Annotated in this window: 22 protein-coding genes; 21 read left to right on the top strand and 1 reads right to left on the bottom strand. The window is 38.1% G+C overall.

From position 1 onward, the window contains the following. The first annotated feature begins 24 nt into the window (after positions 1-24). The 7 genes from CUC15_RS16930 to CUC15_RS16900 all read left to right on the top strand — a co-directional run bounded on the left by CUC15_RS16930 (position 25) and on the right by CUC15_RS16900 (position 8166). On the top strand, positions 25-1011 hold the full coding sequence (locus CUC15_RS16930; protein ID WP_114917793.1) for a sugar-binding protein: 987 nt from the start codon (positions 25-27) through the stop codon (positions 1009-1011). Continuing rightward, complete coding sequence (locus CUC15_RS16925; protein WP_114917792.1) at positions 1008-2450, top strand: sensor histidine kinase; 1443 nt, start codon at positions 1008-1010, stop codon at positions 2448-2450. The genes CUC15_RS16930 and CUC15_RS16925 overlap by 4 nt, the downstream gene beginning before the upstream one ends. Continuing rightward, positions 2431-3864 (top strand): response regulator, encoded by a 1434-nt coding sequence (locus CUC15_RS16920; protein ID WP_114917791.1) that lies wholly within the window; start codon positions 2431-2433, stop codon positions 3862-3864. Before CUC15_RS16925 ends, CUC15_RS16920 begins: the two co-directional genes overlap by 20 nt. A 97-nt stretch (positions 3865-3961) precedes the next feature. Beyond that, complete coding sequence (locus CUC15_RS16915) at positions 3962-5269, top strand: ABC transporter substrate-binding protein (RefSeq protein ID WP_114917790.1); 1308 nt, start codon at positions 3962-3964, stop codon at positions 5267-5269. Between the two features lie 75 nt (positions 5270-5344). Beyond that, positions 5345-6283: a carbohydrate ABC transporter permease gene (locus CUC15_RS16910; RefSeq protein ID WP_114917789.1), complete on the top strand. Its 939-nt coding sequence runs from the start codon at positions 5345-5347 to the stop codon at positions 6281-6283. Further along, positions 6283-7104 carry a carbohydrate ABC transporter permease gene (locus CUC15_RS16905; protein ID WP_114917788.1) on the top strand — a complete coding sequence of 274 codons (822 nt, stop codon included), beginning with the start codon at positions 6283-6285 and terminating at the stop codon, positions 7102-7104. Before CUC15_RS16910 ends, CUC15_RS16905 begins: the two co-directional genes overlap by 1 nt. Before the next feature lie 186 nt (positions 7105-7290). Further along, positions 7291-8166: an ROK family protein gene (locus CUC15_RS16900; protein WP_114917787.1), complete on the top strand. Its 876-nt coding sequence runs from the start codon at positions 7291-7293 to the stop codon at positions 8164-8166. Between the two features lie 58 nt (positions 8167-8224). Here CUC15_RS16900 and manA read toward each other — a convergent pair whose 3' ends face one another. After that, positions 8225-9181, bottom strand: coding sequence for a mannose-6-phosphate isomerase, class I (gene manA / locus CUC15_RS16895; protein WP_114917786.1), 957 nt, complete (start codon positions 9179-9181; stop codon positions 8225-8227). 476 nt (positions 9182-9657) lie between these two features. On the opposite strand from manA, the gene CUC15_RS16890 reads away from it, so the two are divergent. The 14 genes from CUC15_RS16890 to CUC15_RS16825 all read left to right on the top strand — a co-directional run bounded on the left by CUC15_RS16890 (position 9658) and on the right by CUC15_RS16825 (position 26071). After that, positions 9658-10425, top strand: coding sequence for a DeoR/GlpR family DNA-binding transcription regulator (locus tag CUC15_RS16890; protein ID WP_114917785.1), 768 nt, complete (start codon positions 9658-9660; stop codon positions 10423-10425). 449 nt (positions 10426-10874) lie between these two features. Further along, complete coding sequence (locus tag CUC15_RS16885) at positions 10875-11627, top strand: DeoR/GlpR family DNA-binding transcription regulator (protein ID WP_114917784.1); 753 nt, start codon at positions 10875-10877, stop codon at positions 11625-11627. A gap of 35 nt (positions 11628-11662) precedes the next feature. Beyond that, entirely contained in the window at positions 11663-12052 is a 390-nt protein-coding gene (locus CUC15_RS16880) for a tautomerase family protein (RefSeq protein WP_114917783.1), read from the top strand. A gap of 132 nt (positions 12053-12184) precedes the next feature. Next, positions 12185-13390 carry an MFS transporter gene (locus tag CUC15_RS16875; RefSeq protein WP_242985892.1) on the top strand — a complete coding sequence of 402 codons (1206 nt, stop codon included), beginning with the start codon at positions 12185-12187 and terminating at the stop codon, positions 13388-13390. Positions 13391-13773: 383 nt separating this feature from the next. Continuing rightward, positions 13774-15249 carry a methylmalonate-semialdehyde dehydrogenase gene (iolA, locus tag CUC15_RS16870; RefSeq protein WP_114917781.1) on the top strand — a complete coding sequence of 492 codons (1476 nt, stop codon included), beginning with the start codon at positions 13774-13776 and terminating at the stop codon, positions 15247-15249. A gap of 95 nt (positions 15250-15344) precedes the next feature. After that, the gene (iolB, locus tag CUC15_RS16865) at positions 15345-16163 is read left to right on the top strand and encodes a 5-deoxy-glucuronate isomerase (RefSeq protein ID WP_114917780.1); all 819 of its coding nucleotides are present in this window, start codon (positions 15345-15347) and stop codon (positions 16161-16163) included. Positions 16164-16188: 25 nt separating this feature from the next. Beyond that, complete coding sequence (iolC, locus tag CUC15_RS16860; RefSeq protein ID WP_114917779.1) at positions 16189-17166, top strand: 5-dehydro-2-deoxygluconokinase; 978 nt, start codon at positions 16189-16191, stop codon at positions 17164-17166. A gap of 26 nt (positions 17167-17192) precedes the next feature. Then, positions 17193-19103 carry a 3D-(3,5/4)-trihydroxycyclohexane-1,2-dione acylhydrolase (decyclizing) gene (iolD, locus tag CUC15_RS16855; RefSeq protein ID WP_114917778.1) on the top strand — a complete coding sequence of 637 codons (1911 nt, stop codon included), beginning with the start codon at positions 17193-17195 and terminating at the stop codon, positions 19101-19103. Between the two features lie 114 nt (positions 19104-19217). Then, positions 19218-20264, top strand: coding sequence for an inositol 2-dehydrogenase (gene iolG, locus CUC15_RS16850; RefSeq protein WP_114917777.1), 1047 nt, complete (start codon positions 19218-19220; stop codon positions 20262-20264). Beyond that, positions 20254-21168, top strand: coding sequence for a myo-inosose-2 dehydratase (gene iolE, locus CUC15_RS16845; RefSeq protein WP_114917776.1), 915 nt, complete (start codon positions 20254-20256; stop codon positions 21166-21168). Before iolG (CUC15_RS16850) ends, iolE begins: the two co-directional genes overlap by 11 nt. 65 nt (positions 21169-21233) lie before the next feature. Continuing rightward, the gene (locus tag CUC15_RS16840) at positions 21234-22832 is read left to right on the top strand and encodes a solute:sodium symporter family transporter (RefSeq protein ID WP_114917775.1); all 1599 of its coding nucleotides are present in this window, start codon (positions 21234-21236) and stop codon (positions 22830-22832) included. Positions 22833-22865: 33 nt separating this feature from the next. Next, positions 22866-23894: an inositol 2-dehydrogenase gene (gene iolG / locus CUC15_RS16835; protein WP_114917774.1), complete on the top strand. Its 1029-nt coding sequence runs from the start codon at positions 22866-22868 to the stop codon at positions 23892-23894. Positions 23895-23979: 85 nt separating this feature from the next. After that, positions 23980-24834, top strand: coding sequence for a class II fructose-1,6-bisphosphate aldolase (gene fba / locus CUC15_RS16830; protein WP_242985891.1), 855 nt, complete (start codon positions 23980-23982; stop codon positions 24832-24834). 208 nt (positions 24835-25042) lie between these two features. Further along, entirely contained in the window at positions 25043-26071 is a 1029-nt protein-coding gene (locus tag CUC15_RS16825; RefSeq protein WP_162800348.1) for a zinc-dependent alcohol dehydrogenase, read from the top strand. The last annotated feature ends 51 nt before the right edge of the window (positions 26072-26122 follow it).

The raw sequence follows: 26122 nt of genomic DNA, 5'->3' as shown, positions 1-26122 counted from the left end.
CTATTATAGAAGAAGGTGGTCCAAATGTCTACATTAACAAAACGTATCCTCTACACCATATCCATCATTCTTTTCCTAACAAGCTTCACCGTCATGCTCTACTACGGCTACAAAACATTCTACATCAAAAACGAACCGACCACCTCAGAGAACTATACCTATCATTTCGCACTAATCGCCGAGGAGACGGAGAATGATTATTGGCGCTTAATCGAGCAAGGGGCGAGGGAGGCTGCTAAAGAGAATGATATTTTCCTAGAATATGTGGCACCGAAACGGGCGGATAATGAGCACATGCTTCGACTATTCGATCGGCTCATTGCTGCGAAGGTGGATGGGATTATTACGCAAGGGGTTGAGGGTGAGCAATTTGTAGATTTAGTACATAAGGCGGTAGAGCGAGGGATACCGGTGATTACGATTGATACCGATGTGAAAAGCAGTGAACGGAATGCATATGTTGGAACGGACAACTTCTATGCGGGGCGGCTTGCAGGACGAACAATTATTGAAAACACAATGGGGAAACAATATATTGGCATTGTGACAGGTCGATTAGATGCAATTAATCAGCAGCAGCGGATTGAAGGGCTGAAGGAAGAGATTGCATCCCATCCCCGTATTCAAATAGTTGATACGAAGGAATCGAATATTACTCGGATTGGCGCGACCCAAGCTACATATGAGCTTTTAAAAAAACATCCAGAGATAAATGTATTAGTTGGAACAAGTTCGCTTGACGGAATAGGGATGGTGAAGGGACTCGAGGAAATCGCGCCAAATAAAGAGGTATATATTACTGCATTTGACGTGCTGCCAAGGACGCTTGATCTGATTCGCAGCAATAAAATCGATGCGACGATTGCACAGTATCCGATAGAGATGGGCAATAAATCGGTTAAGGTAATGATCGAGCTGCAGGAGCAGGTACTGTTAAATAATGAAATTTTTACAGAAACAAGAATACTGGGGAAAGACGATGTATTGCAGTCGAGCGGTGCAACGAGATGAGAACGATTCGTGGGAAACTAGTTGTCTACTTCTTTGTTTTTGTTTTCCTATTTCAAATTACAGCAGTATCGATTTTTATTAGTTCTAATCAGTTAATGAAATCTTATCATGATAGCTTTGGTCGATTTTTATTATTGAATGCCATCTCACAAATATCTTCCGAACTCTATGAGAATACGATGAAAATTGTAACTGACCGGGATGCGGAAAATGAGGATGGATATTACGTAACGAGAAAAGCATTACAAGCCGAAAAGGAACGGCTGGCCAATACTTTTACAAATGCGAATGAAATTGAAATTAAAAATTACATCAATATTATCGAAACGTTTATTTATGAGACAGAGCTGACAGTTGGTTTTGTTTTGAAAGATGATATTGAAAATTATACATTACACCTTGAGGAAACAAGAATTGCTGCTAACTATATCCAAGAGGCAGCATTAGAAATACTCGATATGGAGTTAACCGATTATCAGTCGTTTTATCAGGATTTGCAAGAGCGGAATGAAAGCTTCTTCCTGTTCATTATTTTCCTGTTCATTTCGACGGTCCTGTTGGCAATTTTCTTTGCGTTATGGTTTTCAAAAGGGATTACGAGTCCGATTGCCAAACTTTCCCATGCTGCCCAAGAGGTTTCACAGGGGGACCTGCTTGGAGAAAAAATTGAAATTAAGTCGAATGATGAATTGAAATTGCTTGCCGACACGTTTAATAACATGCGGACAAATATTCATGAGCTTGTGAGTGAAATCAAGGATCAGTCGGAGCTTGACCAGCTATTAAAGGAAATGGAATTGAAGCATTTGCAAAATCAAATCAACCCGCATTTCCTATTTAATACGTTAAATACCATCTCGAAGATGGCGTATTTAGAGGATGCAAAGACGACATCAGGATTAATCGATTCGGTTGCGATGCTGCTGCGCCATAGCTTGGGGCAAATTGATAAACTTGTGCCACTTAGGGATGAGGTTTCAATTGTGAAGGATTATTTTCATATTCAAAAAGTAAGATTTTCCGAACGAATTCAATTTAAGCTGAAAATTGATGAGTCCTGTCTAGATATAGAAATTCCTCGTTTGACCTTGCAGCCATTAGTAGAGAATGCCTTTATCCATGGAATTGAAGAAAAGGAAGAAGGCGGGACGATTACATTAGCAATCTATCAAACTAAACTAGAGGTCATCATCGAAGTGCAGGATGATGGTGTTGGGATGGAGCAGGAAAAGGTCGCAAGCTTATTATCTCTATCTACTAAAGAGGAAGCGCATGTCGGCCATTCAACCGGAATTGGGTTAACAAATGTCATACGCAGACTCCAGATTCATTATCATCTGCAGGAATTGGTTGAAATCGATTCAGCACCTGCTGAAGGGACGACTATCCGCTTGCGAATACCGAAAAGGAGGGAAACCGATGCGAATCTTGTTAGCTGAAGATGAATTTATCGAAAGAAAAGCAATGCGAAAGTTTATCGAGGAAAACTTTCCAGCTATCGAAATTGTTGCCGAAGCGGAAAATGGCAGGAAAGCAATTGAATTAGCTGAGAAAACCAGCCCAGACGTTATTTTCATGGATATTCGCATGCCGGGGATCAATGGATTAGAAGCAATTGAAAAAATTAACATGGGCAATCCTGCAATCAAGTTTATCCTAGTATCAGCTTATGATTCCTTCGATTATGCAAAGGAAGCGATGCGATTTGGTATCAAGGATTATATTCTAAAACCAGGGAAGAAGGAGGAGATTGTCAAGGCAATTTTACGTGTACAAAAAGAAATTGAAGTAGAGAAAATACAACAGCTAGAAAGAATCCAAGCGCTCGGGCTAAGGCATGAACGATTAATTACCGAGCTCATGCATGCTCCACTTCAGGAATCAACGCTCATTATGCAAAAAAAGCTGTTTCCTAAAATGCTAAGCGGCTGTTTTCTAGTTGTGAAGCATGGTTCAAAATTAATGGTAGAAGGAGGCCTGCAAAGATTAGGACAAGCAGCAGCAACCTTCCAATTTATTACTCGACAGGTCGAGGATATTGTCGTCGTTTGTTTGCTAGCATCGACAATACTCCAGCGCTCAGACGTCTTACAGGTGGCAAGAAGTTTACAGCAAAAAATTGGGGATACCGTCTATATTGGCATTGGCTCTCCAACGACAGTTCTTGCCGAGCTTCCGAGATCCTATGAGGAAGCATATGAAGTATGCATGCAGCTGGGGACAGATAGGAAGCGACAGTACGGATTTTTGTCACTAAAAAAAACCGGGCAAAAAGGGGAAGCCATTCTCGCACGAATCGAAGCAATCATAGAAAGAGGACAGCAGGAGGAGGCTATCCAATATTTTCAACAATACCAGGATAAGCTTACATTAAGTGATAAAGAGGAATTGTATTTACGATTAAAAAATGGGTTAGTAACTCGTAATATTGCACCGCCATCCATTTCTTTCTCTTCGTTGAAAACGAATCAGGATTGGCATGCTTTCTTACATTTATGCTGCAGCAAAATGAAGGGATTTTATCAGTCGAAATCGTTTATTGAGCAGGCGAGGAATTTTATGCATACGCATTTTCAAGAGGCGATTACACTGGAGAATGTTGCAGCCTCGGTGAATTTAAGTGCGAGTTATTTTTCCAATGTGTTTAAGCAAGAATTCGGGATGAATTTTATTGAGTATTTGACAATGATTCGAATGCAGAAAGCGAAGGGATTGATCGAGGAAAATACATACTCATTAAAGGAGATTAGTTTCATGGTTGGCTACAAGGATCCGAATTATTTTAGCCGTGTTTTTAAAAAGCATTATCAGGAATCACCAAAGCAGTTTCAGCAGGCAATCTTAAAAAAGTGAAGGAAAACGTAAAAAATTACAGAAGATACTGCGGATAAATAGGAGTTTGGTCCTTTATAATGAATGAAAGCGGTATCAAATAAAGGGGGAAGATGTAGTGAAGAAGAAATTATTGGCACTTTTTACTTTCGTTGTACTAGCGTTATTAATCGCAGCTTGTAGTTCCGAATCATCTGGAGATGCAGATGGGAAAACGGATGACGCAGGGAAGGATAGCGGTGGAGGAGATTCAAAAGGGGAAGTGGAAATCTTCAGCTGGTGGACAGGTGCCGGTGAAGAGGATGGTTTACTAGCATTGATTGAATTATTTGAGGAAAAGAATCCAGATATTTCAATAGATAATGCAGCAGTATCAGGTGGTGCTGGGACCAATGCTAAAGCTGTTCTAGCGACTAGAATGCAGGGGAATGATCCACCGTCAACGTTCCAGGTTCATGGTGGGGAGGAGCTCAATAAGAGCTGGGTTGCCGCTGATAAGATGGAGCCTTTGAATGATTTTTATGAAGAAAATGAATGGATGGATAAATTCCCAGAGGAGTTAATTGATCTAGTAAGTAGTGACGGCAATATTTATTCAATCCCAGTAAACATTCATCGTGGAAATGTTTTCTTCTATAATATGCAAGTGTTTGAGGAAAATGAAATCGAAGTGCCAACAACGATGGATGAATTCTTCGCAGCTGCAGATAAATTACAGGAAGCGGGGGTTATTCCAGTTGCACTTGGTGATAAAGAGTCATGGACAGCAACACAAATTTTTGAAAATGTGTTATTAGGAAAATTAGGTCCAGATGATTATAAAAAGCTATTCGCAGGCGAAATTGGCTTTGATGATTCACGTGTTGTAGAAGCGGCCGAGCAGTTCGGCAAAATTTTAGACTATGTAAATGAGGACCACGCGTCTCGTAACTGGCAGGATTCAGCGCAGCTTGTGGCGAACGGCGAAGCAGCGATGCTGAACATGGGGGACTGGGCGAAAGGATATTTTGCGAATGATCTAGATTTGGAAACAAATGTTGACTTCGGTTACTTCGCATTTCCCGACACAGATGGTGAATTCCAAATTATTACCGATACATTTGGCTTACCAAAAGGAGTCGATAATCCGGATGATGTGAAGGAATTCTTAAAGGTGCTTGCTTCTGTTGAGGGACAGGATGCATTTAATCCATTGAAAGGTTCTATCCCTGCAAGAATTGATGCAGACCCGGAAAAATATGATCAGTACGGGAAGGACGCAATGGAAGACTTTAAGAATTCACGACTAGTGCCGAGCCTTGCGCACGGTTCCGCAGCATCGGAAGGATTCTTAACGAAGGCGAATCAGGCAGTCAATATTTTCGTGACGCAACGAGACGTCGATAATTTCATTCAAGCATTGGTAAGTGCAGCACCAGAAATGTAAGGCGTTAGAGAGCAGGCTGCCTCATGTCAGGCAGCCTCTTCATATTAGGGATGAACCTCAGACGGAGGGATTACGATGGCAAATGACATACAGATAAAAAATAAACGGAAAATTTCCAAGGACCAATGGACAGCAATCGCATTCCTGTTTCCATCGATTATCTTAATAATCGTATTTGTATATGGATTTATCGGCTGGACTGGATATGTTTCTTTAAGTAATTATAATTCTCTGATTCCAGACTTTTCTTTTGCGGGATTGAAAAACTATCTTTATCTATTTCAGGATTTCCGTTTCCAAGCAGATTTACGAAACACACTATTTTTCACAATATTATTCATCGGCGCCGTCATTGTGATTGGCATGGGCTTGGCAATCTTAATTGACCAGAAGCTCAAAGGGGAGAGTATTTTCCGAAATATTTTCTTATTTCCGATGGCGCTATCGTTTGTTGTGACAGGGGTTGTTTGGCAGTGGCTGCTAAATCCTTCAACAGGATTTAATCAGTTCTTGAGTGTATTTGGCATTCAGCCGAAATGGTATACCGACACGAATATACTCGCAGGCTTCGAGTGGGGGAGTATCGAATTCGGGTTACCCGTCGCGATTATTTCCGTTGTGATCGCAGCAGTTTGGCAGATGACTGGATTCTCGTTAGCAATGTATCTTGCTGGACTTAGAGGGATTCCTGATGAACTTAGGGAAGCAGCTCGAATGGACGGGGCAACTGAATTTCAAGTGTACTGGAAAGTCGTGCTCCCAATGCTCGCACCAATTACGATGAGTGTCATCATTATTATGGCACATATTTCACTCAAAATATTTGACCTGATTTATGCAATGACAGGCTCAGGGGCAAATTTTGTTACCGACGTCCCTGGTGTATATATGTTCGAAACGACATTCAGAGGAAACTATTACGCAAATGGTGCTGCCATTGCGATAATTATGCTGCTCCTTGTTGCAGTATTTATTGTTCCATATTTATGGAGCGGTCGAAAGGGTGATCAATAATGGCGTCATTTCCAATTGGGAAATTCATCAAATACATTATCTTAATCTTATTTGCAGTCCTCTTCATCATGCCGATTTACGTCATTATTGTCACAAGTATAAAGCCACTTGACGAAGTATCACTGGAAAACATGTGGGCATTACCGTCCGCAATCGACTTTAGTTCCTATTCAGAGGCATTTACGAAGCTCGCACCGAATTTCCTAAATAGCATTTATTTGGTCGTTCCAGCAACGATTTTATCTGCATTATTAGGTGCAATGAATGGTTATGTTTTGTCAAAATGGCGGTTTAAGGGTGCAAACACACTCTTTTTGTTTATTTTATTTGGCATGTTCATCCCATATCAAAGTATTTTAATCCCATTAATTCAATTTTTACGGACGATTGATATGTACAATACGATTCCGGGACTAATTCTCGTGCATGTCGTCTATGGGTTGCCAATTACAACGTTAATGTTCCGCAACTTCTATGCGAATATTCCCGATGAAATGATTGAAGCCGCAAAAATCGATGGCGCCAATTTCCTCGGTATATTTAGGCATCTGATTGTTCCATTATCCATTACTGGATTTGTCGTCGTTGCGATTTGGCAGTTTACGAATATTTGGAATGAATTCCTTTTCGCCGTGACAATTACGACGTCCGATAACCAACCAATTATGGTAGCATTACAAAATCTATCGGGAAGCCAGATTGTCCAGTGGAATGTGCAAATGGCCGGTGCGATGATTGCGGCGTTACCGACAATGCTTGTATATATTTTCTTAGGGAAGTATTTTGTGAGAGGATTGTTGGCTGGGTCTGTGAAGGGATAAGATTGGATTGCAGGGCAGAATACTCAGTTATGCACTTCATTTGAATTTATGAAAGCTAGCAGTTCATCGATAATTCATTGTTCTATTTCTTAGTTTAATAGCTATTATTTCTAATAGACACAGGGAAGCTTTTGAATTGGAAAGCTTCCCCGTGTCTATTGATAAATATTCTAAGGGGGTTATCTTATGTTAATAGGGGGAATTGAAGCTGGTGGCACAAAGTTTGTATGTGCTGTTGGCGATGAATCAGGAGAAATTTTCGATAAGGTAAGTTTTCCTACTAGGAATCCAGATGAGACACTTGCGGATGCAAAGCAGTTTTTTGATCAATATGTGATCGAGGCACTTGGAGTTGGTACGTTTGGACCTGTTGATTTGAATAAACAGAGCGATACATATGGCTCGATTTTGCTGACTCCTAAGATGAAGTGGCGTAATTATCCTTTGCTTTCAAGGCTTCAGGATGATTATTCGGTTCCAGTTTATTTGGATACGGATGTCAACGCAGCTTGTCTTGGCGAGTACAAATACGGTGCAGGTCGCAATGTGAATAGCTGTCTCTATATTACGGTCGGTACGGGAATTGGGGCAGGGCTCGTACAAAATGGAACGGTATTCCAAGGTAAGAACCATTCAGAAATGGGACATATTTTTGTACAGAAGCATGTCGATGATCCTTTTGCAGGAAGCTGTCCAAGCCACGGTGCCTGTATTGAAGGGCTTGCTTCAGGTCCGGCAATTGAACAGCGCTACGGGAAAAAGGGGACAGAGCTAGTAGATAATGAAGAGGTATGGAAACTGGCAGCCTATTATTTAGCGCAGGCAATTGTAAATTACTTTGTGATCCTGTCACCTGAGAAAATTATTCTTGGTGGTGGTGTGATGAAGCAGAAGAAGCTGTATCCGATGATTCGCGGGGAATTTATGAAGCAGCTTAACGGATATTTGGATGTTGGAAATGTAGACGATATTATTGTTGCTCCTGAGCTCAAAGACGAGCAGGGGGTGAAGGGTGCTATTTTATTAGGGATGGTGAATGAAAAGCAGGTTAGTAATTTTTAAATTAAAACTGCTAAAAGGATCCTATTAAATATCAGTTTAATAGGATCCTGACCAATTATCAAACGGTAGAAACAACAAATTCAGCAGTACCACAAAGCTCATATTTATCTACAGTATGAGGCAAAATAAAATGACTTCCTTTATTAATTTCAAAAGATTTTCCGTCAACCGTGATGACAGCATTTCCTGCAATTACGCTCACTTGCAAGAAATTCTTATCCAGTCCTTGTGAAGCGCTTCCATTTAAATGCCAATGGTAAACGGTAAAGTACTTTTCCTCTACCAATCGCTTCATCTTTAAATCTCCGACAACTCCATCACTTTGATTGAATGCAGGATCTTGATGTGGAATCGTTGTAACCAGTTTCGCGCGATCTAAATGTAATTCTCGATTAGTACCATTAGCATCCGTGCGGTCATAATCGTAAACGCGGTAGGTTATGTCGGAATTTTGCTGCGTTTCCAAGATTACAATTCCTTTGCCAATCGCATGAATCGTCCCGCTTGGAACATAGAAAAAATCTCCAGCACGGACTTTGACTCGATTTAATAGATTTTCCCATTCCCCATTATCAATCATCCTTTCCAGCTCCGCGCGGGAGTTGGCACGATGACCTAAGATAATCTCTGCACCAGGCTCTGCACTTAGCACGTACCAGCATTCCGTTTTACCATATGCAATCGCTTCCATTTTACGGGCAAATTCGTCATTTGGGTGGACTTGAACGGATAAATCATCCACAGCATCTAATATTTTTATTAATAATGGATACTCCTCATTATTATTTGCTTCTTTATTAAAAAGCTCTCCATAATTCTGCCAAACATCTGCCAAGGTTTTGCCCTCTAATGGTCCATTCTTTATGACACTTGGACCATGTGGATGTGCTGAAATTACCCAAGCTTCCCCAGTCTTTTCAAAAGGGATATCGTAGTTATATTCCTTCTTTAACTTTTGCCCTCCCCAGATTCGTTCCTGGAAAACGGGCTGTAAAAATATAGGCTCACTGTACATGCTAATCCTCCATTCCTTTTTGCATTAAGTTATGTATAATGCTATTTTATCATTGCTTATAAAATAAACAAGAGTGTGAATTGACTATCTATTCGACAAATTTCGGGGAGTGACAGGAACCTCTAATTAATATCAATTATTTGATAGTTCCATTGACTGAAAACGCTACCAATTATATAATGTAATAAATAACTAACACTATTTTATTAATAATTTAGTGGGATTGATTAAGTTATCAATTTATACTTCATTTAAAGCTGTTCACTATAAGTTTTATGGACCGGTTATAGAATAATTTGTTTCGTTAATAATATATGCTGCATTAATTGGTTTGAATTCCATTCCAATTTGTATATACTTATAATGAATCAGTATGGTTTGTATTACATAATTGTTAAATGTTAATAATATTCCATAATATATTAATGATCATGAGATTATTCAATTTAGATAAACTACAGGTGGAGGGAATTCTTTTGTTAAAGACTAAGCGCTTGGATTTAATACAGGAATACATTATTGAGAATGGTTCCGTTTCGTTAGATGAATTAGTAGAGAAATTCGAGGTATCTAAAAATACAATAAGAAATGATGTGCAAACACTAGTAGAAACGGGGGATTTTAAGAAAATTTATGGTGGTGTTACAGTAGACATACCATCAGTAACGGTTCCTTTTCGTGAAAGACAGATTCGTAATCAGTCTGAAAAACTATTGATTAGTAAAATGGCAGCAGAATATGTAGAAGATGGGGATATCATATTTATTGATTCGGGAACGACAACAGTTGGAATGGTTGATTATATTAAAGATAAAGAGTTAACCATCATTACAAATAATATTGATTTTATCGTTCGGGCACTTCCATATGAGAAGCTTAATATTTATTCAACTGGAGGGATGGTAGAACGAAAAACGAACTCCCTGACAAGTGCTGAAAATGATGAAATTATTGCCTCCTATAATATAAATAAAGCATTCCTGGCTTCTACTGGGCTTTCCATTAAGAATGGTGTAACAAACTCACTTCCTATCGAAAGCGGGATGAAAAGGAAAGTTGTTAAACGAAGTGCTGAAGTATTCCTATTAGTGGATGAAAGTAAATTTGATAAGGCCTCATTAACAACTTATTGTAATTTAGATGAGATAGATTATTTAGTTACAAATAAAATCCCGGAAGAGTACTCGCAATACGCTGAACAGAATAATATAAGGGTTGTACTATCTGAAGAAAAGCTTGGATAAATCCCAAGCTTTTTTTACATTAAGAGGTTTTAGCAAGTTATTGCTTTAATTATTTATTGTGAAAAGCAACTGTTTGAACGTCGAACATATATTGACATTGATACAGGTTGTGGGGTGAGAATTATAAAAAATCCCCAGATAATCGAAGTATTTTGAGAGTTAGAGGTGCCAATATAATTAGATATTCTCAATTAATTATTAACTTAACAATCAATATAGATACATTTATTGTGTTTTCCTTATAATCTACTTTAGCTCAATAATAGGAAAAGATTTATACATATACTAACAAGTAATTTATTAATTTTAAAAATAAATGGTATTTTTTTGTTAACTTTATATTAAAATATGATGAAATAATGAATGTTTTCTGTTATCCTATAGTTAATGATAGTAAAGTGTTGCAAAGAAGATAGAAGATAGAAGATAGAAGGGAGGATATCTGGGTAATGATAAAAACGAGGCGTTTAAATGAGATCCAGGAATATGTATTAGAAAATGAAACCGTTTCATTGGATGAACTTGTCACTATGTTTAATGTATCTAAAAATACGATACGAAGGGATGTGCAAGAACTAGTCGATAGTGGTGAATTTAATAAAGTGTATGGTGGTATTTCTGTCAATCATTCGATAACGGTACCATTTAGTGATCGACAAGTCAGAAATGATAAAGAGAAAGAACAAATTGCAAAAATGGCTGCTGAATATGTAGAAGACGGAAACATTATTTTTATTGATTCAGGAACAACTACTTTAAAAATGCTAGAGTACATTAAAAATAAGCAGGTTACGATTATTACCAATAATATCGACTTTATTATGAAGGCAATTCCATATAATAACCTGACGATTTTTTCAACAGGAGGGATGCTCGAGCAAAAAACAAAGTCATTTACTAGTGCAAATAATAAGGAAGTCATCAGGTCTTATAACATCAATAAAGCATTTCTTGCGTCAACTGGTGTCTCCATTAAAAATGGTGTGACAAATTCATTGCCCATTGAAAGTGAAATTAAAGCTGAAGTCGTTAAGAGGAGTGAAGTGGCATTCTTACTTGTTGACCATGATAAATTTAATAAATCTTCACTAACATCATACTGTAAATTGAATGAGATTGATTATCTTGTTACAGATATGCTACCTGAAGCGAACTATATCCAGTATGCTGAAAATCATCATATTAAACTAGTAGTTTCGTAGTAATAAACCAACTATAATACAGGAGGATGTATAAAATGCCATTAATACGATTTGATTTAATAGAAGGTAGAGATGAGGTATCGTTAAAAAGATTATTAGATACCACACATGAAGTAGTTGTTGAGGCTTTCGGAGTTCCTGAAGGTGACAGGTATCAAATTGTGCATCAACATGCGGCAAATGAGATGATTATTAAGGACACCGGATTAGGTTTTGAAAGAAGTGAAAGCGTTGTCTTGATTACGATAACAAGTACACAGCGAAATGACAAACAAAAGAAAGCCTTTTATCGTTTATTAGCAGAGCGCTTGGAAGAAGTGTGTGGAATAGAACCAAATGATGTGATGGTGTCGATTGTAACAAATGGTGCTGCTGACTGGAGTTTTGGATTTGGTGAAGCACAGTTTTTAACCGGGAAATTGTAGGCGTCCTCTAAATGGCCTAACAAATATGGTTATATGTGTGAGAAGAAAGGTTAAGGATTTCACAATAATGGATGTTAAAGCTAACCTGCTAGGTTAAGCATCAGTTTTCTAAGAAAATGGAAGTGAATAGCTTTGTCAAATACCAAGAGCAAATATCTATTTATTGCCGTATCCTTTTTACTATGGTTTCCCCATTTTATTTATGTTCCTATTTTGTCACCTTACATGGAAACGAATGGGATTTCATTTTCATTAATTGGCATCATTTTGGGAAGTTATGGTTTAATGCAAGTTTTATTTCGGCTTCCGATTGGGATTGGATCGGATTTGGTTAAGCAAAGAAAGCCGTTTATTATCCTGGGGATGCTAGCAAGTATGTTGAGTTGTTTAATCTTTATCATGACAGATAGTGCAGGATGGATTTTTGTTGCCCGCTCACTTGCTGGGATAGCTGCTGCATCATGGGTGGCATTTACAGTACTGTATTCCTCCTACTTTTCAGATAAAGAGGTTCATCGGGCAATGGGTAGTATTTCTTTTATTATTGTTTTAGGGCAATTTCTTGGTATGAGCTTTAGCGGTTCGATTGTCGAGATGTGGGGATGGAAAGCACCATTTTGGATAGGAGTTGCAGCGAGTGCCATTGGCTTTATTCTTTCATTCTTTATTTTCGAGCCGAAAGAAAAAACGATAAGCAATCCAATGAAATTGAAAGACCTGACTTCGGTAATAACGCAACCATCATTACTTAAGATTGCCTTACTATCAATATTAGCTCATAGTATTATTTTTTCAACAATGTTTGGGTTTACGCCTACCTATGCATTGCAAATTGGATTCCAGCCAAGTGAACTGACCTTTATTGTGTTTGCTTTCATGATTCCACATGCGATAGCAACATTGTTTATGGGAAGAGTCATTGTACCCTTACTTGGTGACTGGCGATCTCTTAAGCTAGCGTTTCTATTAACGGCTGTTTTTATATTCATCCTTCCATTATCAGAAGCAAAATGGGGCTTCTATGTCATACAAGGCTTTAGTGGCTTTGCGTTAGGCTTAATTTTCCCGCTATTACTAGGTATGTCTATTGAATCAATTACACCTGAAAAAAGAGCGACAGCAATGGGGGCTTATCAGGCAATGTATGCATTAGGAATTTTCGCGGGTCCGTTTTTCTCAGGAATAATAAATTCGTGGATGGGAATTGAATACGGCTTTTATTTCACAGGTTGCTTAGGATTAACCGCTACTCTGTTAATTGTCTCTTGGAAAAGGAATGAAGTATCTATAAAATTTCTCGGCCCACGTAAATGGAGAGAAAAAAAGGAGAATGGCTAAGGTTTCATTTTTTCTAAGGCTATCATCTAATAACTCTAGTTTTATAATAATTCAATAGATATGTGTAAACACTATATATTGCCGAAAAGGTGTAATCATTCATCACTTATCATAAAGTGTCCCATTTTTCTTATCATTAATATAACGAATGAGCTGAAATGGGAAGAAATTGAAGATTGAATTCATTAGTTAATAGTACTATATTCATAAGTTCACATAAATATAACAAAAAAATAACAATAATCCATTGACTGAAAGCGATAACAGTATTATTATATAATCATAAGTTATTAGTTTTGCGTGAGAAGTCAGAATGGTAAGGCAAATAAAACTAATAAAAGCACTGTAGTTCCAATGATAATAAAATATAGGAGGAATATAGAATGGCGGAAGTAGCAACAGAAGTTAGGAAATTAAAAAACTATATAAATGGTGAATGGGTTGAAAGTAAAGCAACTAAATATGAGGATGTTTATAACCCAGCAACCAAAGAAGTGATTGCACGTGTACCAATTTCTACAAAAGAGGATGTTGACTATGCAGCAGAAGTTGCACAAGCGGCTTTTGAAAAGTGGAGTAAGGTTTCAGTAGCTAAACGTGCAAAAATCTTATTTAGCTATCAGCAACTACTGGAAAAAAATAAAAAAGAATTAGCACGCTTGATTACTATTGAGAATGGTAAAAATACAACAGAAGCGCTTGGTGAAGTTGGACGTGGAATTGAAAACGTGGAATTTGCGGCCGGGATTCCAACATTAATGATGGGAGACTCATTAGCAAACATTGCTACAGATGTTGAGGCTACGAACTATCGTTATCCAATCGGTGTTGTAGGTGGAATTACACCATTTAACTTCCCGATGATGGTTCCAGCTTGGATGTTCCCGATGGCAATTGCAGCAGGTAACTCCTTTGTATTAAAACCATCGGAGAAAACACCATTACTTACAGAAAAACTTGCGGAATTATTTTCAGAAGCAGGACTTCCAAATGGTGTATTAAATATCGTGTATGGTGCACATGATGTTGTAAACGGTATCCTTGATCACCCTGATATTAAAGCGATTTCATTTGTTGGTTCTCAACCGGTTGGTGAATACGTTTATAAACGTGGAAGCGAGAAACTAAAACGTGTACAAGCCCTTACTGGTGCAAAAAACCATTCGATCGTTCTAAATGATGCTGATATTGACCGTGCAGTAACAGACATTATTGGTTCAGCTTTCGGATCAGCTGGGGAACGATGCATGGCATGTGCAGTTGTAACGGTTCAAGAAGATGTAGCAGATGAATTCATTTCTAAATTAACGGAAGCAGCAGATAATGTGAAGATGGGTAATGGGCTAGATGATGGTGTGTTCTTAGGACCTGTTATTCGTGAAGAAAACCAAAAACGTACACTTGATTATATCGCAAAAGGTGAAGCTGAAGGTGCAACGCTTGTAAGAGACGGCCGTAAAGATGACCTTGATGGAGGATATTTTGTTGGTCCTACAATTTTTGAAGGTGTCACAACAGAAATGACAATCTGGAAAGACGAAATCTTTGCACCAGTACTATCTGTCATCCGTGTGAAGAACCTTAAGGAAGCAATTGAAGTAGCGAATCAATCTGAATTTGCTAATGGAGCATGCTTGTTCACAACGAATACTTCATCTGTACGCTATTTCCGTGAGAATATCGATGCAGGTATGTTAGGAATTAATCTAGGGGTACCAGCACCAATGGCATTCTTCCCATTCTCAGGATGGAAAGCTTCATTCTATGGTACGTTACATGCAAATGGAAAAGACAGCGTTGATTTCTATACACGTAAAAAGGTAGTAACTGCACGCTATGAAACTCCTGATTTTGCGTAAATTCAGCTAGATTAATAGACAACACTCTAAAAAGTGACAGAGGATGAAAAATCCTCTGTCTCAAGAAATAAAGATATCATTAGGAGGTATCATCCATGAGCAAACTACTCCGCAAACCTATGAAAGAAACAATCGGTGAAGGGGTAACACTAGTACACGATGTATCAAGCGATAATTCAGATCTAAACTATGTAGGTTTTAAAGTAATTGACCTTGAACCAGGAGCGAAATATGACGAAAGCTTAGTGAAAGAGGAATGCTGTATTGTCGCACTAACAGGGAAAATTACGGTGACAGATGGCACAGCGATTTTCGAAAACATTGGAACACGCGAAAGTGTTTTTGAAAGAATTCCGACTGACAGTGTTTATGTATCGAATGATCGCTCATTTGAAATTAAAGCGGTATCAAATGCTAGGGTTGTACTTTGCTATTCGCCTTCAGAGTTACAACTACCAACGAAACTTATCAAAGCATCTGAAAATGGAATTGAAAACAGAGGGCAGTACAGCAATAAACGATTGGTTCATAATATCCTGCCAGACTCAGATCCTTCAGCTAATAGTTTATTAGTTGTCGAAGTGTTTACAGAAACTGGTAACTGGTCAAGTTACCCGCCACATAAGCATGATCAAGATAATTTACCAGAAGAGTCATTCCTGGAAGAAACCTATTATCATGAAATTGATCCACCACAAGGATTTATTTTCCAGCGTGTTTATACAGATGACCGCTCATTAGATGAAACGATGTCAGTAGAAAACGCGAATGCAGTACTTGTACCAGTTGGTTATCATCCAGTAGGGGTACCAGATGGCTATAGTTCTTATTATTTAAATGTCATGGCTGGTCCAGTAAGAAAATGGCAATTCCATAATGATCCAGATCACGAATGGATTTTAGACCGTAAATAGAAGAAAACGAGAGGGGATAGTAATAATGAGTTATGCATTCAATAATGATAGAGAATACGATATTATTGCAATTGGCCGTGCGTGTATTGATCTAAATGCAAACGAATACAATCGTCCGATGGAAGAAACAATGACATTTACTAAATATGTAGGTGGGTCTCCTGCAAATATTACAATTGGGAGTTCAAAACTAGGGTTGAAAACAGGATTTATTGGCAAAATTCCTGATGATCAGCATGGTAATTTCATTAAAAAGTACATGAGTGAAGCTGGAATCGATACGTCAAATATCGTAGTCGATAAAGAAGGGCATAAAGTTGGACTTACATTTACAGAAATTAAAAGTCCAGAAGAATGCAGTATTTTAATGTATCGTGAGGAAGTCGCAGATCTTTATTTACACCCAGATGAAGTGAGTGAAGCATATATTAAACAAGCAAAAGTACTGTTAGTATCTGGAACAGCTTTAGCAAAGAGTCCATCTCGTGAAGCTGTAATCAAGGCAGTTGGACTTGCAAGAAAGAATGATGTAACTGTCGTATTTGAACTGGATTATCGTCCATATACATGGAAATCAAAAGAGGAAACAGCAATCTATTACTCATTAATCGCAGAACAATCAGATATTGTGATTGGTACGAGAGATGAATATGATATGATGGAAAACTTGGAAAATGGCAACAACCAAGAAACGATTCAAAACTTATTTAAACATCGCCCAGAGTTGATTGTAATCAAACATGGTGTGGATGGTTCTTATGCATATGAGAAATCAGGTGCTGAATATAGAGGTCAAGCTTATAAATCAAAAGTATTGAAAACATTTGGTGCGGGTGATTCATATGCTTCAGCATTCCTATATGCATTGCTTAACGGAAAAGATATTGAAACAGCATTGAAATTTGGAAGTGCATCAGCTGCAATTGTAGTAAGCAAACATAGTTCATCAGATGCAATGCCTTCTTTGGATGAAATCGAGCAGTTAATTGCTGTAAGAGCTTAAGGGATTGAAATTGGAGGTTGAAACATATGAAAACGGTTAGATTAACGACAGCACAAGCATTGATCAAGTTTATTAAACAACAATATATTAGCGTTGATGGGAAGGAAACTCCCTTTGTAGAAGGTATCTTTAACGTCTTTGGTCATGGGAATGTTCTTGGAATCGGTCAGGCAATGGAACAGGATGCAGGTGATTTAAAAATCATTCAAGGGAAAAACGAACAAGGGATGGCCCATGCAGCAATTGCGTACAGCAAGCAAATGCTGCGTCAAAAGATTTATGCTGTAACAACTTCCGTTGGACCAGGATCAGCTAATCTTGTAGCCGCAGCGGGAACAGCATTAGCCAATAATATTCCGGTGTTGTTCATCCCGGGTGATACCTTTGCAACAAGACAGCCAGATCCGGTATTACAACAGGTGGAACAGGATCATAGTGCATCAATCACAACGAATGACGCATTAAAACCAGTATCACGCTACTGGGATCGTGTCACACGCCCAGAACAATTAATGTCAAGTTTACTCCGCGCATTTGAAGTGATGACAAACCCAGCAACAGCTGGACCTACAACGATTTGTATTTCCCAGGATGTTGAAGGGGAAGCATATGATTTTGAAGAGAAATTCTTTGAGAAACGTGTCCACTACGTTGATCGAAAAGCACCTGTCGAAAGGGAACTAGCTGGAGCAGCTGAATTAATTAAAGCGAGTAAAAAACCAGTTATATTAGTAGGTGGCGGAGCAAAATATTCCGGTGCTCGTGAAATTTTAATGGTACTTTCAGAGAAGCATCAGATTCCACTGGTAGAAACGCAAGCAGGGAAATCGACAGTTGAAGCATCGTTTGCAAACAACCTTGGTGGAATGGGGGTCACTGGTACACTTGCTGCGAATAAAGCAGCATATCAATCAGACTTAATTATCGGTATAGGTACAAGATATACGGATTTTGCTACATCATCTAAAACAGCATTTAACTTTGATAAAACGAATTTCCTGAATATCAATGTCAGTCGGGCGCAAGCATATAAGCTAGATGCATTCCAGGTAGTCGCCGATGCAAAAACAACGCTCGAACAATTGGCACCACTTCTTGAAGGATATACAAGTGCGTTTGGGGACACCATTTCAGAATTGAAGGAAGAATGGCTTGCTGAACGTGAGCGCTTAGCGAATGTAACATTTAAGCGTGAAAACTTCGATCCAGAAGTAAAGGAGCAATTCACTCAGGAAGTGCTGAATGAATATGCAGATGCCCTTGAAACAGAATTTATCCAAACAGCAGCAGTACTAGCAATCAATGATACGGTGGCACCAGACAGTAATGTTATTACATCAGCAGGTTCACTGCCGGGAGACATGCAACGAATTTGGAATCCAGAAGTACCAAATACATACAGTGTCGAATATGGGTATTCCTGTATGGGATATGAAGTTTCCGGTGCATTAGGGATTAAATTGGCAAACCCTGACCAAGAGGTATATTCCTTTGTAGGGGATGGTAGTTTCCTCATGCTGCATTCAGAACTAATTACTGCCATTCAATACAATCAAAAAATAAATGTCCTATTATTTGATAACTCTGGGTTCGGATGTATTAACAATCTACAAATGGGACATGGCAGTGGTAGCTATTTCACAGAATTTAGAACCCATGATAATAAGATATTAAACATTGATTATGCGAAGGTGGCAGAAGGTTACGGTGCGAAAGTTTACCGTGCGAATACAGTGGAGGAATTAAAAGCTGCGCTTGAGGATGCAAAGCAGCAAGAAGTATCTACTTTAATTGAAATGAAAGTGCTACCAAAGACAATGACAGAAGGATATGAAAGCTGGTGGAATGTTGGAGTAGCTGAAGTATCAGAAAATGAAAACGTTCAAAAGGCATATAAAGAAAAGGCAGAAATAAGAAAGAAAGCAAAACAATACTAATGTAGATTCTTTTATCGAAATTGTGGGTAGAGGAGAGGCTTGGGTTTCGGGATAATAAGCTTAAGCTATAAATCTCCTTTATTCATCAAGGTAGGGGTTTAGAGGAGGAAGAAAATGAGTAGTATCAGACTAGGAATTGTAGGACTTGGAAGGCTAGGGAAAATCCATGCTATGAATATAGCAAAACATATCCCTGGTGCAACATTAACAGCTGCTTGCAGTATTGTAGAAGAAGAGCTGGAATTTGCTACAAATAAACTTGGGGTTGAGGAAACTTACTTAACATATGAAGAAATGGTTAATAGTCCTAATCTGGATGCCGTATGTATTGTATCACCATCAGGTTTTCATACAGAACAGATTCGTTTAGCGATGGAGAAAGGCTTACATGTTTTCTGTGAGAAACCCATTGGATTGGAAATAGCTGATATAGAGAAAACAATTGAAATCATTGAATCCCATCCTGATCAAGTTTTTCAACTTGGTTTTATGAGACGCTATGATGAATCCTATCAATATGCTAAAGAAATGGTAGATTCTGGTGAACTTGGTGAATTGACCGTTATTCGCTGTTATGGAATTGATCCTAGTTCAGGTCTTGAAAGCTTTGTGAAATTTGCTGGTGCAAGCAATAGTGGAGGATTATTTGCAGACATGTCCATTCATGACATTGACTTGGTTAGATGGTTTTCTAACAAAGAAGTGAAGCGTGTATGGGCAATAGGCAAAAATGCAGCCTATCCAGAATTAGATGAAGTAAACGAATTAGAAACTGGTGCCGCAATGATGCAGTTAGAAGATAAAACGATCGCAATCCTTGTCGCTGGCCGTAACGCTGTTCATGGATATCATGTTGAAACAGAGCTCATTGGAACGAAGGGCATGCTCCGCATTGCTGCTGTCCCAGAAAAGAATTTAGTTTCTGTGTTTAATGAACATGGTGTTGTTAGACCAACATCCCAACATTTCCCAGAACGTTTCCAAGAAGCTTTCATGAATGAGATGAAGGAATTTATCTCTTGTATCAAAGAAAAACGTCAACCAGAAGTAAGCGCATTTGATGGTTTACAAGGTACGAAGGTTGCGATAGCTTTACAGCAATCCATTGATACAAATCAAATTGTTGAATTACATAATCAGGAGGTGTCCTATGGTTTCTAAAGAGAAAATCCAGTTTGGCTGTGCACCTATTGCATGGACAAATGATGATTTGCCTGAATTAGGTCGTGAAAATAGTTTTGAACAATGTATTAGTGAGATGGCTCTTGCGCAGTACACGGGAACAGAAATCGGAAATAAATATCCCAAGGATCCTAAAGTGTTAAGAAGATATTTAGAACCGAGAAATCTTCAGGTAGCAAGTGCTTGGTTTAGTGCTTTCTTAACAACAAAACCATACGTAGAAACAAAAGAGGCATTTGCTCGGCACCGTGATTTTCTATATGAAATGGGAGCAAAAGTAATCGTTGTGTCAGAACAAGGGCTTAGTATCCAAGGACAAATGAATACCCCTCTTTTCAAGAAAAAGCCAGTTTTTACAGATTCGGAATGGAACAAATTAACAACCGGTCTTGATGCACTAGGGGAATTGGCGCTTGAAAAAGGAATGAAAATTGTTTATCACCATCATATGGGCACAGGGGTACAAACTACCGAAGAAATAGATAGATTAATGGAAAGCACAGACCCTGAAAAAGTATCTTTATTATATGATACTGGACATCTTGTCTTCTCTGGTGAAGATTTGGGTGAAGTCTATCATAAACATCAATCGCGTATTAAGCATATTCACTTTAAAGATATTCGTGAAGAGGTTGCCAAAGAAGTAAAAGAGAATGATGATAGCTTTTTAACAGCGGTTAAAAAAGGTGCCTTTACCGTGCCTGGAGACGGCATGATTGATTTCAAACCACTTTTAAGGAATTTTTATGATAACGATTACAATGGGTGGATTATTGTGGAAGCAGAACAAGACCCTGCCAGGGCGAATCCATTTGAATATGCATTAAAAGCAAAAAAATATATTGATGGGATCATACCGCAAAATTTTAGTTTAAGCAGTTAATAAATCTATGGATTTAGTAGACTTTTTGAAATAGACGAGGGTAGTGCATCTTAGGGGGAGACAGTATGAATATATTAGTTTTATTAACATTTATAATAATTGTTGGAGGAATTGGAGTTTACGCCTATATAAGAAGTCGGGCATCTACTGTTAATAATACGTCAGAAGGTTATTTCCTTGGTGGTCGAAGCTTGACAGGTTTTACGATAGCCGGAACTGTTATTATGACCAATCTATCAACCGAACAACTAGTTGGCCAAAATGGTCAAAGTTATGTTGCTGGAATGGAAGTAATGGCTTGGGAAGTAACTGCTGCGATTGCATTAGTATTCCTGGCGCTTGTTTTCTTACCAAAGTATTTGAAATATGGCGTCAATACAATATCTGATTTTATTGAAATCAGATATGACACCATTACTAAGAGAATTGTATCATTCCTATTTATTTTTACTTATATGACTTCATTTTTACCAGTTGTACTGTATTCAGGATCACTTGTTTTCAATCAAATTTTTAGTGTGGATAAACTGTTGGGTGTTGATCCATTAGTAGCAGTTGCACTTATTGCAGGTGTGATTGGTGTATTTGGTCTAATATATTTACTCTTAGGTGGTTTGTCTCTGGCCGCATTTAGTGACTCCGTTTATGGTGTTTTGTTTTTAATTGGTGGTCTATCCATTCCAGTGCTCGGATTAATCATACTTGGTGATGGTAGTTTTCTTGGAGGACTAGATTCTGTTAAGGAAAAGACGCCACAATTATTAAATGCAATTGGCCCTGTTGATTCTAATATAGTTCCATGGCCAACGCTCTTTTTAGGGATGTTTTTTAATAACTTGTACTTCTGGTGTACGAACCAAATGATTGTACAAAAAACGCTTGCTGGAAAAAATCTTAAAGAAGGTCAAAAAGGAGCCTTATACGTAGCATTCTTCAAAATTTTTGGAGCACTATTTCTAGTATTTCCAGGCATCGTAGCATTTAATATGTTTGGGGATTCTATAAAAAACCCTGATAATGCTTATCCAACATTACTTACAGCAGTCTTACCGGAATGGGCTTACGGTATCTTTGGTGCAATAATCTTTGGTGCAATATTAAGTTCATTCGTGGGTGCTTTACATGCAACTTCAACATTGTTTACATTAGACTTCTATAAACCCGTATTTAAAAAGGATGCAACAGATCGTCAAGTTGCTAGAGCAGGTAAGTTAGTTACGGTAATTGTAGGTTTTATTTCTATCATAATTGCACCGTTGATTTCATTTGCACCAGCAGGATTGTATGCTCTTGTTCAACAATTTAATGGATTATATAGTATGCCGTTGCTAGCAATTGTTATATTAGGTTTCTATTCAAAATATGTTACAGCACAAGCAGCAAAGATAACCTTTATATTCCATATAGTCGCATATGTGTTTGCAAGTTTCTTCTTAGCAGATATTCATTATTTATACGTACTAAGTGTCTTATTCTTACTAGATGTTCTAATACTTTGGTTAGTCGGTAGAATTAAGCCATTAGATACGCCATTTGAATTTAAATCAGATTTGAATAAAGTTAATTTAACACCATGGAAACATCGATATTTGATAAGTACAATTGTTATTATATCTATGATTGGTGCGTATATAGTATTCTCACCATTAGTACTTGCAAAATAAATTATTCTAAATAAAATTAAAGGGGTTTTCAAAATGGTAGATAAAGAGATTGTAGTTGGGATTATAGGCGCAGGAAGAATCGGGAAATTACATGTTGATAATCTGAAGAACATATCAAATATACGAATTAAGACGATTTCCGATGTTTTTACAGATCATTTGGGAGATTGGTTTAATACTACCGGAGCAGAAAACTTAACAAAGGATTATCAAGATATAATAAGTGATCCAGAAATTGATGCAATATTTATTTGTTCTCCAACCAATACACATACGGAAATCATTAAAGAAGCTGCTTTAGCAGGAAAACATATTTTCTGTGAGAAGCCAATAAGTTTTTCTGATGAGGAAACATTAGACGCATTTGAAGCCGTTAGAAAGGCTGGAGTTAAATTCCAAATTGGATTTAATAGAAGATATGACAGAAACTTTAGTAAGGTGAAAGATATAGTTGAAACAAAACAAATTGGGGAATTGCATATTCTAAAAATCACATCAAGAGATCCCGCGCCTCCTTCTCTAGATTACATTTCGAGCTCTGGTGGACTTTTTGTTGATATGGCAATCCACGACTTTGATATGGCGCGATATATCTCGGGTTCAGAGGTGGAAGAAGTTTTTGTTCAAGGGGCTTCATTAGTGAATCCTGAAATTGGAGAGCTAGGGGATATTGACACAGCAATTATTTCATTGAAATTCGCGAACGGCTCTATAGGTGTAATCGATAATAGTAGGCAAGCTGTATATGGTTATGATCAGCGTCTTGAAGCATTTGGGTCAAAGGGTTCAGCAAACGTTAAAAATGAAACGGAATCGAGGGTGGAATTCTTATCGGAAGACGGTGTGAAAGAAGATAACCCACTATACTTCTTCTTAGAAAGATACAATGACGCATATATCAAAGAAGTACAAGAATTCTTTGAAGCCATAAGTAATAATGAAGAGGTTTCATGTAGTTTTGAAGATGGTATTATGGCACAAAGAATTGCAATGGCAGCTAAAGAATCATTGGATTCTGGTAAACCAGTTAAAGTTAAAATGTTAGATAAAATTTTAAAATAATACAGAAACAGAGCAAATTAAAATTATGAGTATATGGGTGTACCTCTATTTAATAAAAATAGTTTTTAAAGGAAGACGTGATGAGATGTTAGTTTCAATGAAGGAAATGCTAAAGGTAGCCATAGAAAATAACTACGCTGTTGGTCAATTTAACATCAATAATTTTCAATGGGCAGAGGCGATTCTTCGAGGTGCAGAAGAGGAAAAATCACCAGTAATTCTCGCTTCCTCTGATAGAATAGTAGATTATTTAGGGGGCTTTAAATTGATCGCCTCAACAGTAGAAAATATGGTCAGGGAAATGGTGATTACGGTACCTGTTGTACTCCATTTGGATCATGGTCTTAGTGTAGAACGATGCAAAGAAGCAGTTGATGCTGGCTATAGCTCTGTGATGTTTGATGGCTCTAAGCTTTCCATTGAGGAAAATATTAGACAAACAAAGGAAGTCGTTACGTATGCCCATAAAAATGGCATATCGGTAGAGGCGGAAGTCGGTTCTGTTGGCGGTACAGAGGATGGCATTGTAGGTGGAATAAGGTATGCTGATTCAAACGAATGCCTTCGCCTTGTTCAAGAAACGGATGTCGATGCTTTGGCCGCAGCACTTGGTTCAGTCCACGGTCCATATAAAGGGGAGCCAAAGCTCGGATTTGCCGAAATGGAAGAAATCTCTGAACTTATCGGTATACCACTTGTTCTACATGGCGGTTCTGGAATACCGGAACATCAGATTAAGAAGTCCATTGAACTTGGCCATGCAAAAATAAATGTAAATACTGAATGCAATCAAGTATGGGCAAAAACCGTTCGTGAAATTTTAACAAACGATCAAGAACTTTATAATCCACAGTCAATTCTCGTGCCGGGTATGGAGGCAATTACCGAAGTTGTAAAGGAAAAGATGAGGCTGTTTGGTTCAAGCAATCAAGCATGCTAAAGGGGAAGTATTCAATATTTCCCCTTTTTTATAATAAAAGAGAGATATTTGTTTGTAACAGTGGGATTTGTCTGTCTGCTGGTATATCGGAAAAAAACGCTAGTTACTATCTTTGTAATCAAGATTTAACAACAAAACCATTTAAGTAGATTTCGAAAAGTCGACCCAGAAAAATAACAAAACGATAAAAAAGATGGGAGAGTATCGGATGAAGGCATTATTGAAAAAAGGACCCGGTTTAGATAATGTTGGGCTTGAGGAAATAGCTCAACCTATGATAAACGATGAGGAAATCAAAGTAAAAGTGCATGCTACTGGTATTTGCGGTACGGATATCCATATTGTACTAGACGAATACCCAGCTGACTATCCAGTAGTCATGGGACATGAATATTCAGGAATTGTAGAAGAAGTCGGAGGAAACGTGAGTGCATTCAAAAAAGGAGATCGAGTGGTCTCCCATACTGCAGCTGTGACATGTGGGCAATGCTACTATTGCAGACACGGATTGCTCATGTTATGTGAGGAGAGAAAGTCAATCGGATCAGGTGTAAATGGAGCATTTGCAGAATATGTTAAAGTCCCAGCACGCCTAGCCTATAATATCCCAGAAAATATCAGCCTGGATGAAGCAGCACTAAGCGAACCATTAGCATGCGTTGTTCGAAGTGTAATTGAAAGGGCAACGGTAAAAGCGGGAGACAGGGTTGTTGTAGCAGGACCAGGCACAATAGGATTACTAGTATTACAAGTAGCTAGAGCTAGCGGTGGAGATATAGTTGTTGTCGGTACATCCAAGGATAAAGCCAGACTCGAACTTGCAACAGAGCTCGGAGCAATCGATACGGTCATTGTCGATGATCCAAAAGACAAAGATAAATTAGTGAGCCTAATGGGAACTTTTGATGTAGCATTTGAGTGTTCCGGCGCAGCTCCTTCAGCTGATAACTGCCTACAATTATTGAAGAAAACTGGGTTATATGTGCAAGTAGGATTGTACGGTAAGAAAATTGAATTCGACCATGATTTAGCCCTAATGAAAGAAATAAATATGACAAATAGCTACGCATCTGAACCAACATCATGGGTAACAGCATTACAACTTTTAGAGTCTGGAAAGGTAAATGTTCGTCCACTGATCTCTAATAAACTATCATTAGATGATTGGAAAAAAGGATTTGATATTGCGATAAATAAAGAAGGGTATAAGGTGTTGCTTGATCCTAGTGTGAAGTAAAGTTAGTTTAGCTATTGAGGTTAAGTGTATATATTACCATAAACGAAGCTA

Origin of the sequence: Oceanobacillus zhaokaii, assembly GCF_003352005.1 — a bacterium.
GTDB classification, from domain to species: domain Bacteria; phylum Bacillota; class Bacilli; order Bacillales; family Amphibacillaceae; genus Oceanobacillus; species Oceanobacillus zhaokaii.
Note: the sequence above shows the minus strand (reverse complement) of the source record. Positions and strands in the feature narration are given on the sequence as shown.

Coding starts and splice junctions, on each gene's coding strand:
- CUC15_RS16930 (WP_114917793.1), top strand. CDS start 25: ATGTCTACATTAACAAAACGTATCCTCTACACCATATCCATCATTCTT.
- CUC15_RS16925 (WP_114917792.1), top strand. CDS start 1,008: ATGAGAACGATTCGTGGGAAACTAGTTGTCTACTTCTTTGTTTTTGTT.
- CUC15_RS16920 (WP_114917791.1), top strand. CDS start 2,431: ATGCGAATCTTGTTAGCTGAAGATGAATTTATCGAAAGAAAAGCAATG.
- CUC15_RS16910 (WP_114917789.1), top strand. CDS start 5,345: ATGGCAAATGACATACAGATAAAAAATAAACGGAAAATTTCCAAGGAC.
- CUC15_RS16905 (WP_114917788.1), top strand. CDS start 6,283: ATGGCGTCATTTCCAATTGGGAAATTCATCAAATACATTATCTTAATC.
- CUC15_RS16900 (WP_114917787.1), top strand. CDS start 7,291: ATGTTAATAGGGGGAATTGAAGCTGGTGGCACAAAGTTTGTATGTGCT.
- manA (WP_114917786.1), bottom strand. CDS start 9,181: ATGTACAGTGAGCCTATATTTTTACAGCCCGTTTTCCAGGAACGAATC.
- CUC15_RS16885 (WP_114917784.1), top strand. CDS start 10,875: ATGATAAAAACGAGGCGTTTAAATGAGATCCAGGAATATGTATTAGAA.
- CUC15_RS16880 (WP_114917783.1), top strand. CDS start 11,663: ATGCCATTAATACGATTTGATTTAATAGAAGGTAGAGATGAGGTATCG.
- iolA (WP_114917781.1), top strand. CDS start 13,774: ATGGCGGAAGTAGCAACAGAAGTTAGGAAATTAAAAAACTATATAAAT.
- iolB (WP_114917780.1), top strand. CDS start 15,345: ATGAGCAAACTACTCCGCAAACCTATGAAAGAAACAATCGGTGAAGGG.
- iolC (WP_114917779.1), top strand. CDS start 16,189: ATGAGTTATGCATTCAATAATGATAGAGAATACGATATTATTGCAATT.
- iolD (WP_114917778.1), top strand. CDS start 17,193: ATGAAAACGGTTAGATTAACGACAGCACAAGCATTGATCAAGTTTATT.
- iolG (WP_114917777.1), top strand. CDS start 19,218: ATGAGTAGTATCAGACTAGGAATTGTAGGACTTGGAAGGCTAGGGAAA.
- iolE (WP_114917776.1), top strand. CDS start 20,254: ATGGTTTCTAAAGAGAAAATCCAGTTTGGCTGTGCACCTATTGCATGG.
- CUC15_RS16840 (WP_114917775.1), top strand. CDS start 21,234: ATGAATATATTAGTTTTATTAACATTTATAATAATTGTTGGAGGAATT.
- iolG (WP_114917774.1), top strand. CDS start 22,866: ATGGTAGATAAAGAGATTGTAGTTGGGATTATAGGCGCAGGAAGAATC.
- fba (WP_242985891.1), top strand. CDS start 23,980: ATGTTAGTTTCAATGAAGGAAATGCTAAAGGTAGCCATAGAAAATAAC.
- CUC15_RS16825 (WP_162800348.1), top strand. CDS start 25,043: ATGAAGGCATTATTGAAAAAAGGACCCGGTTTAGATAATGTTGGGCTT.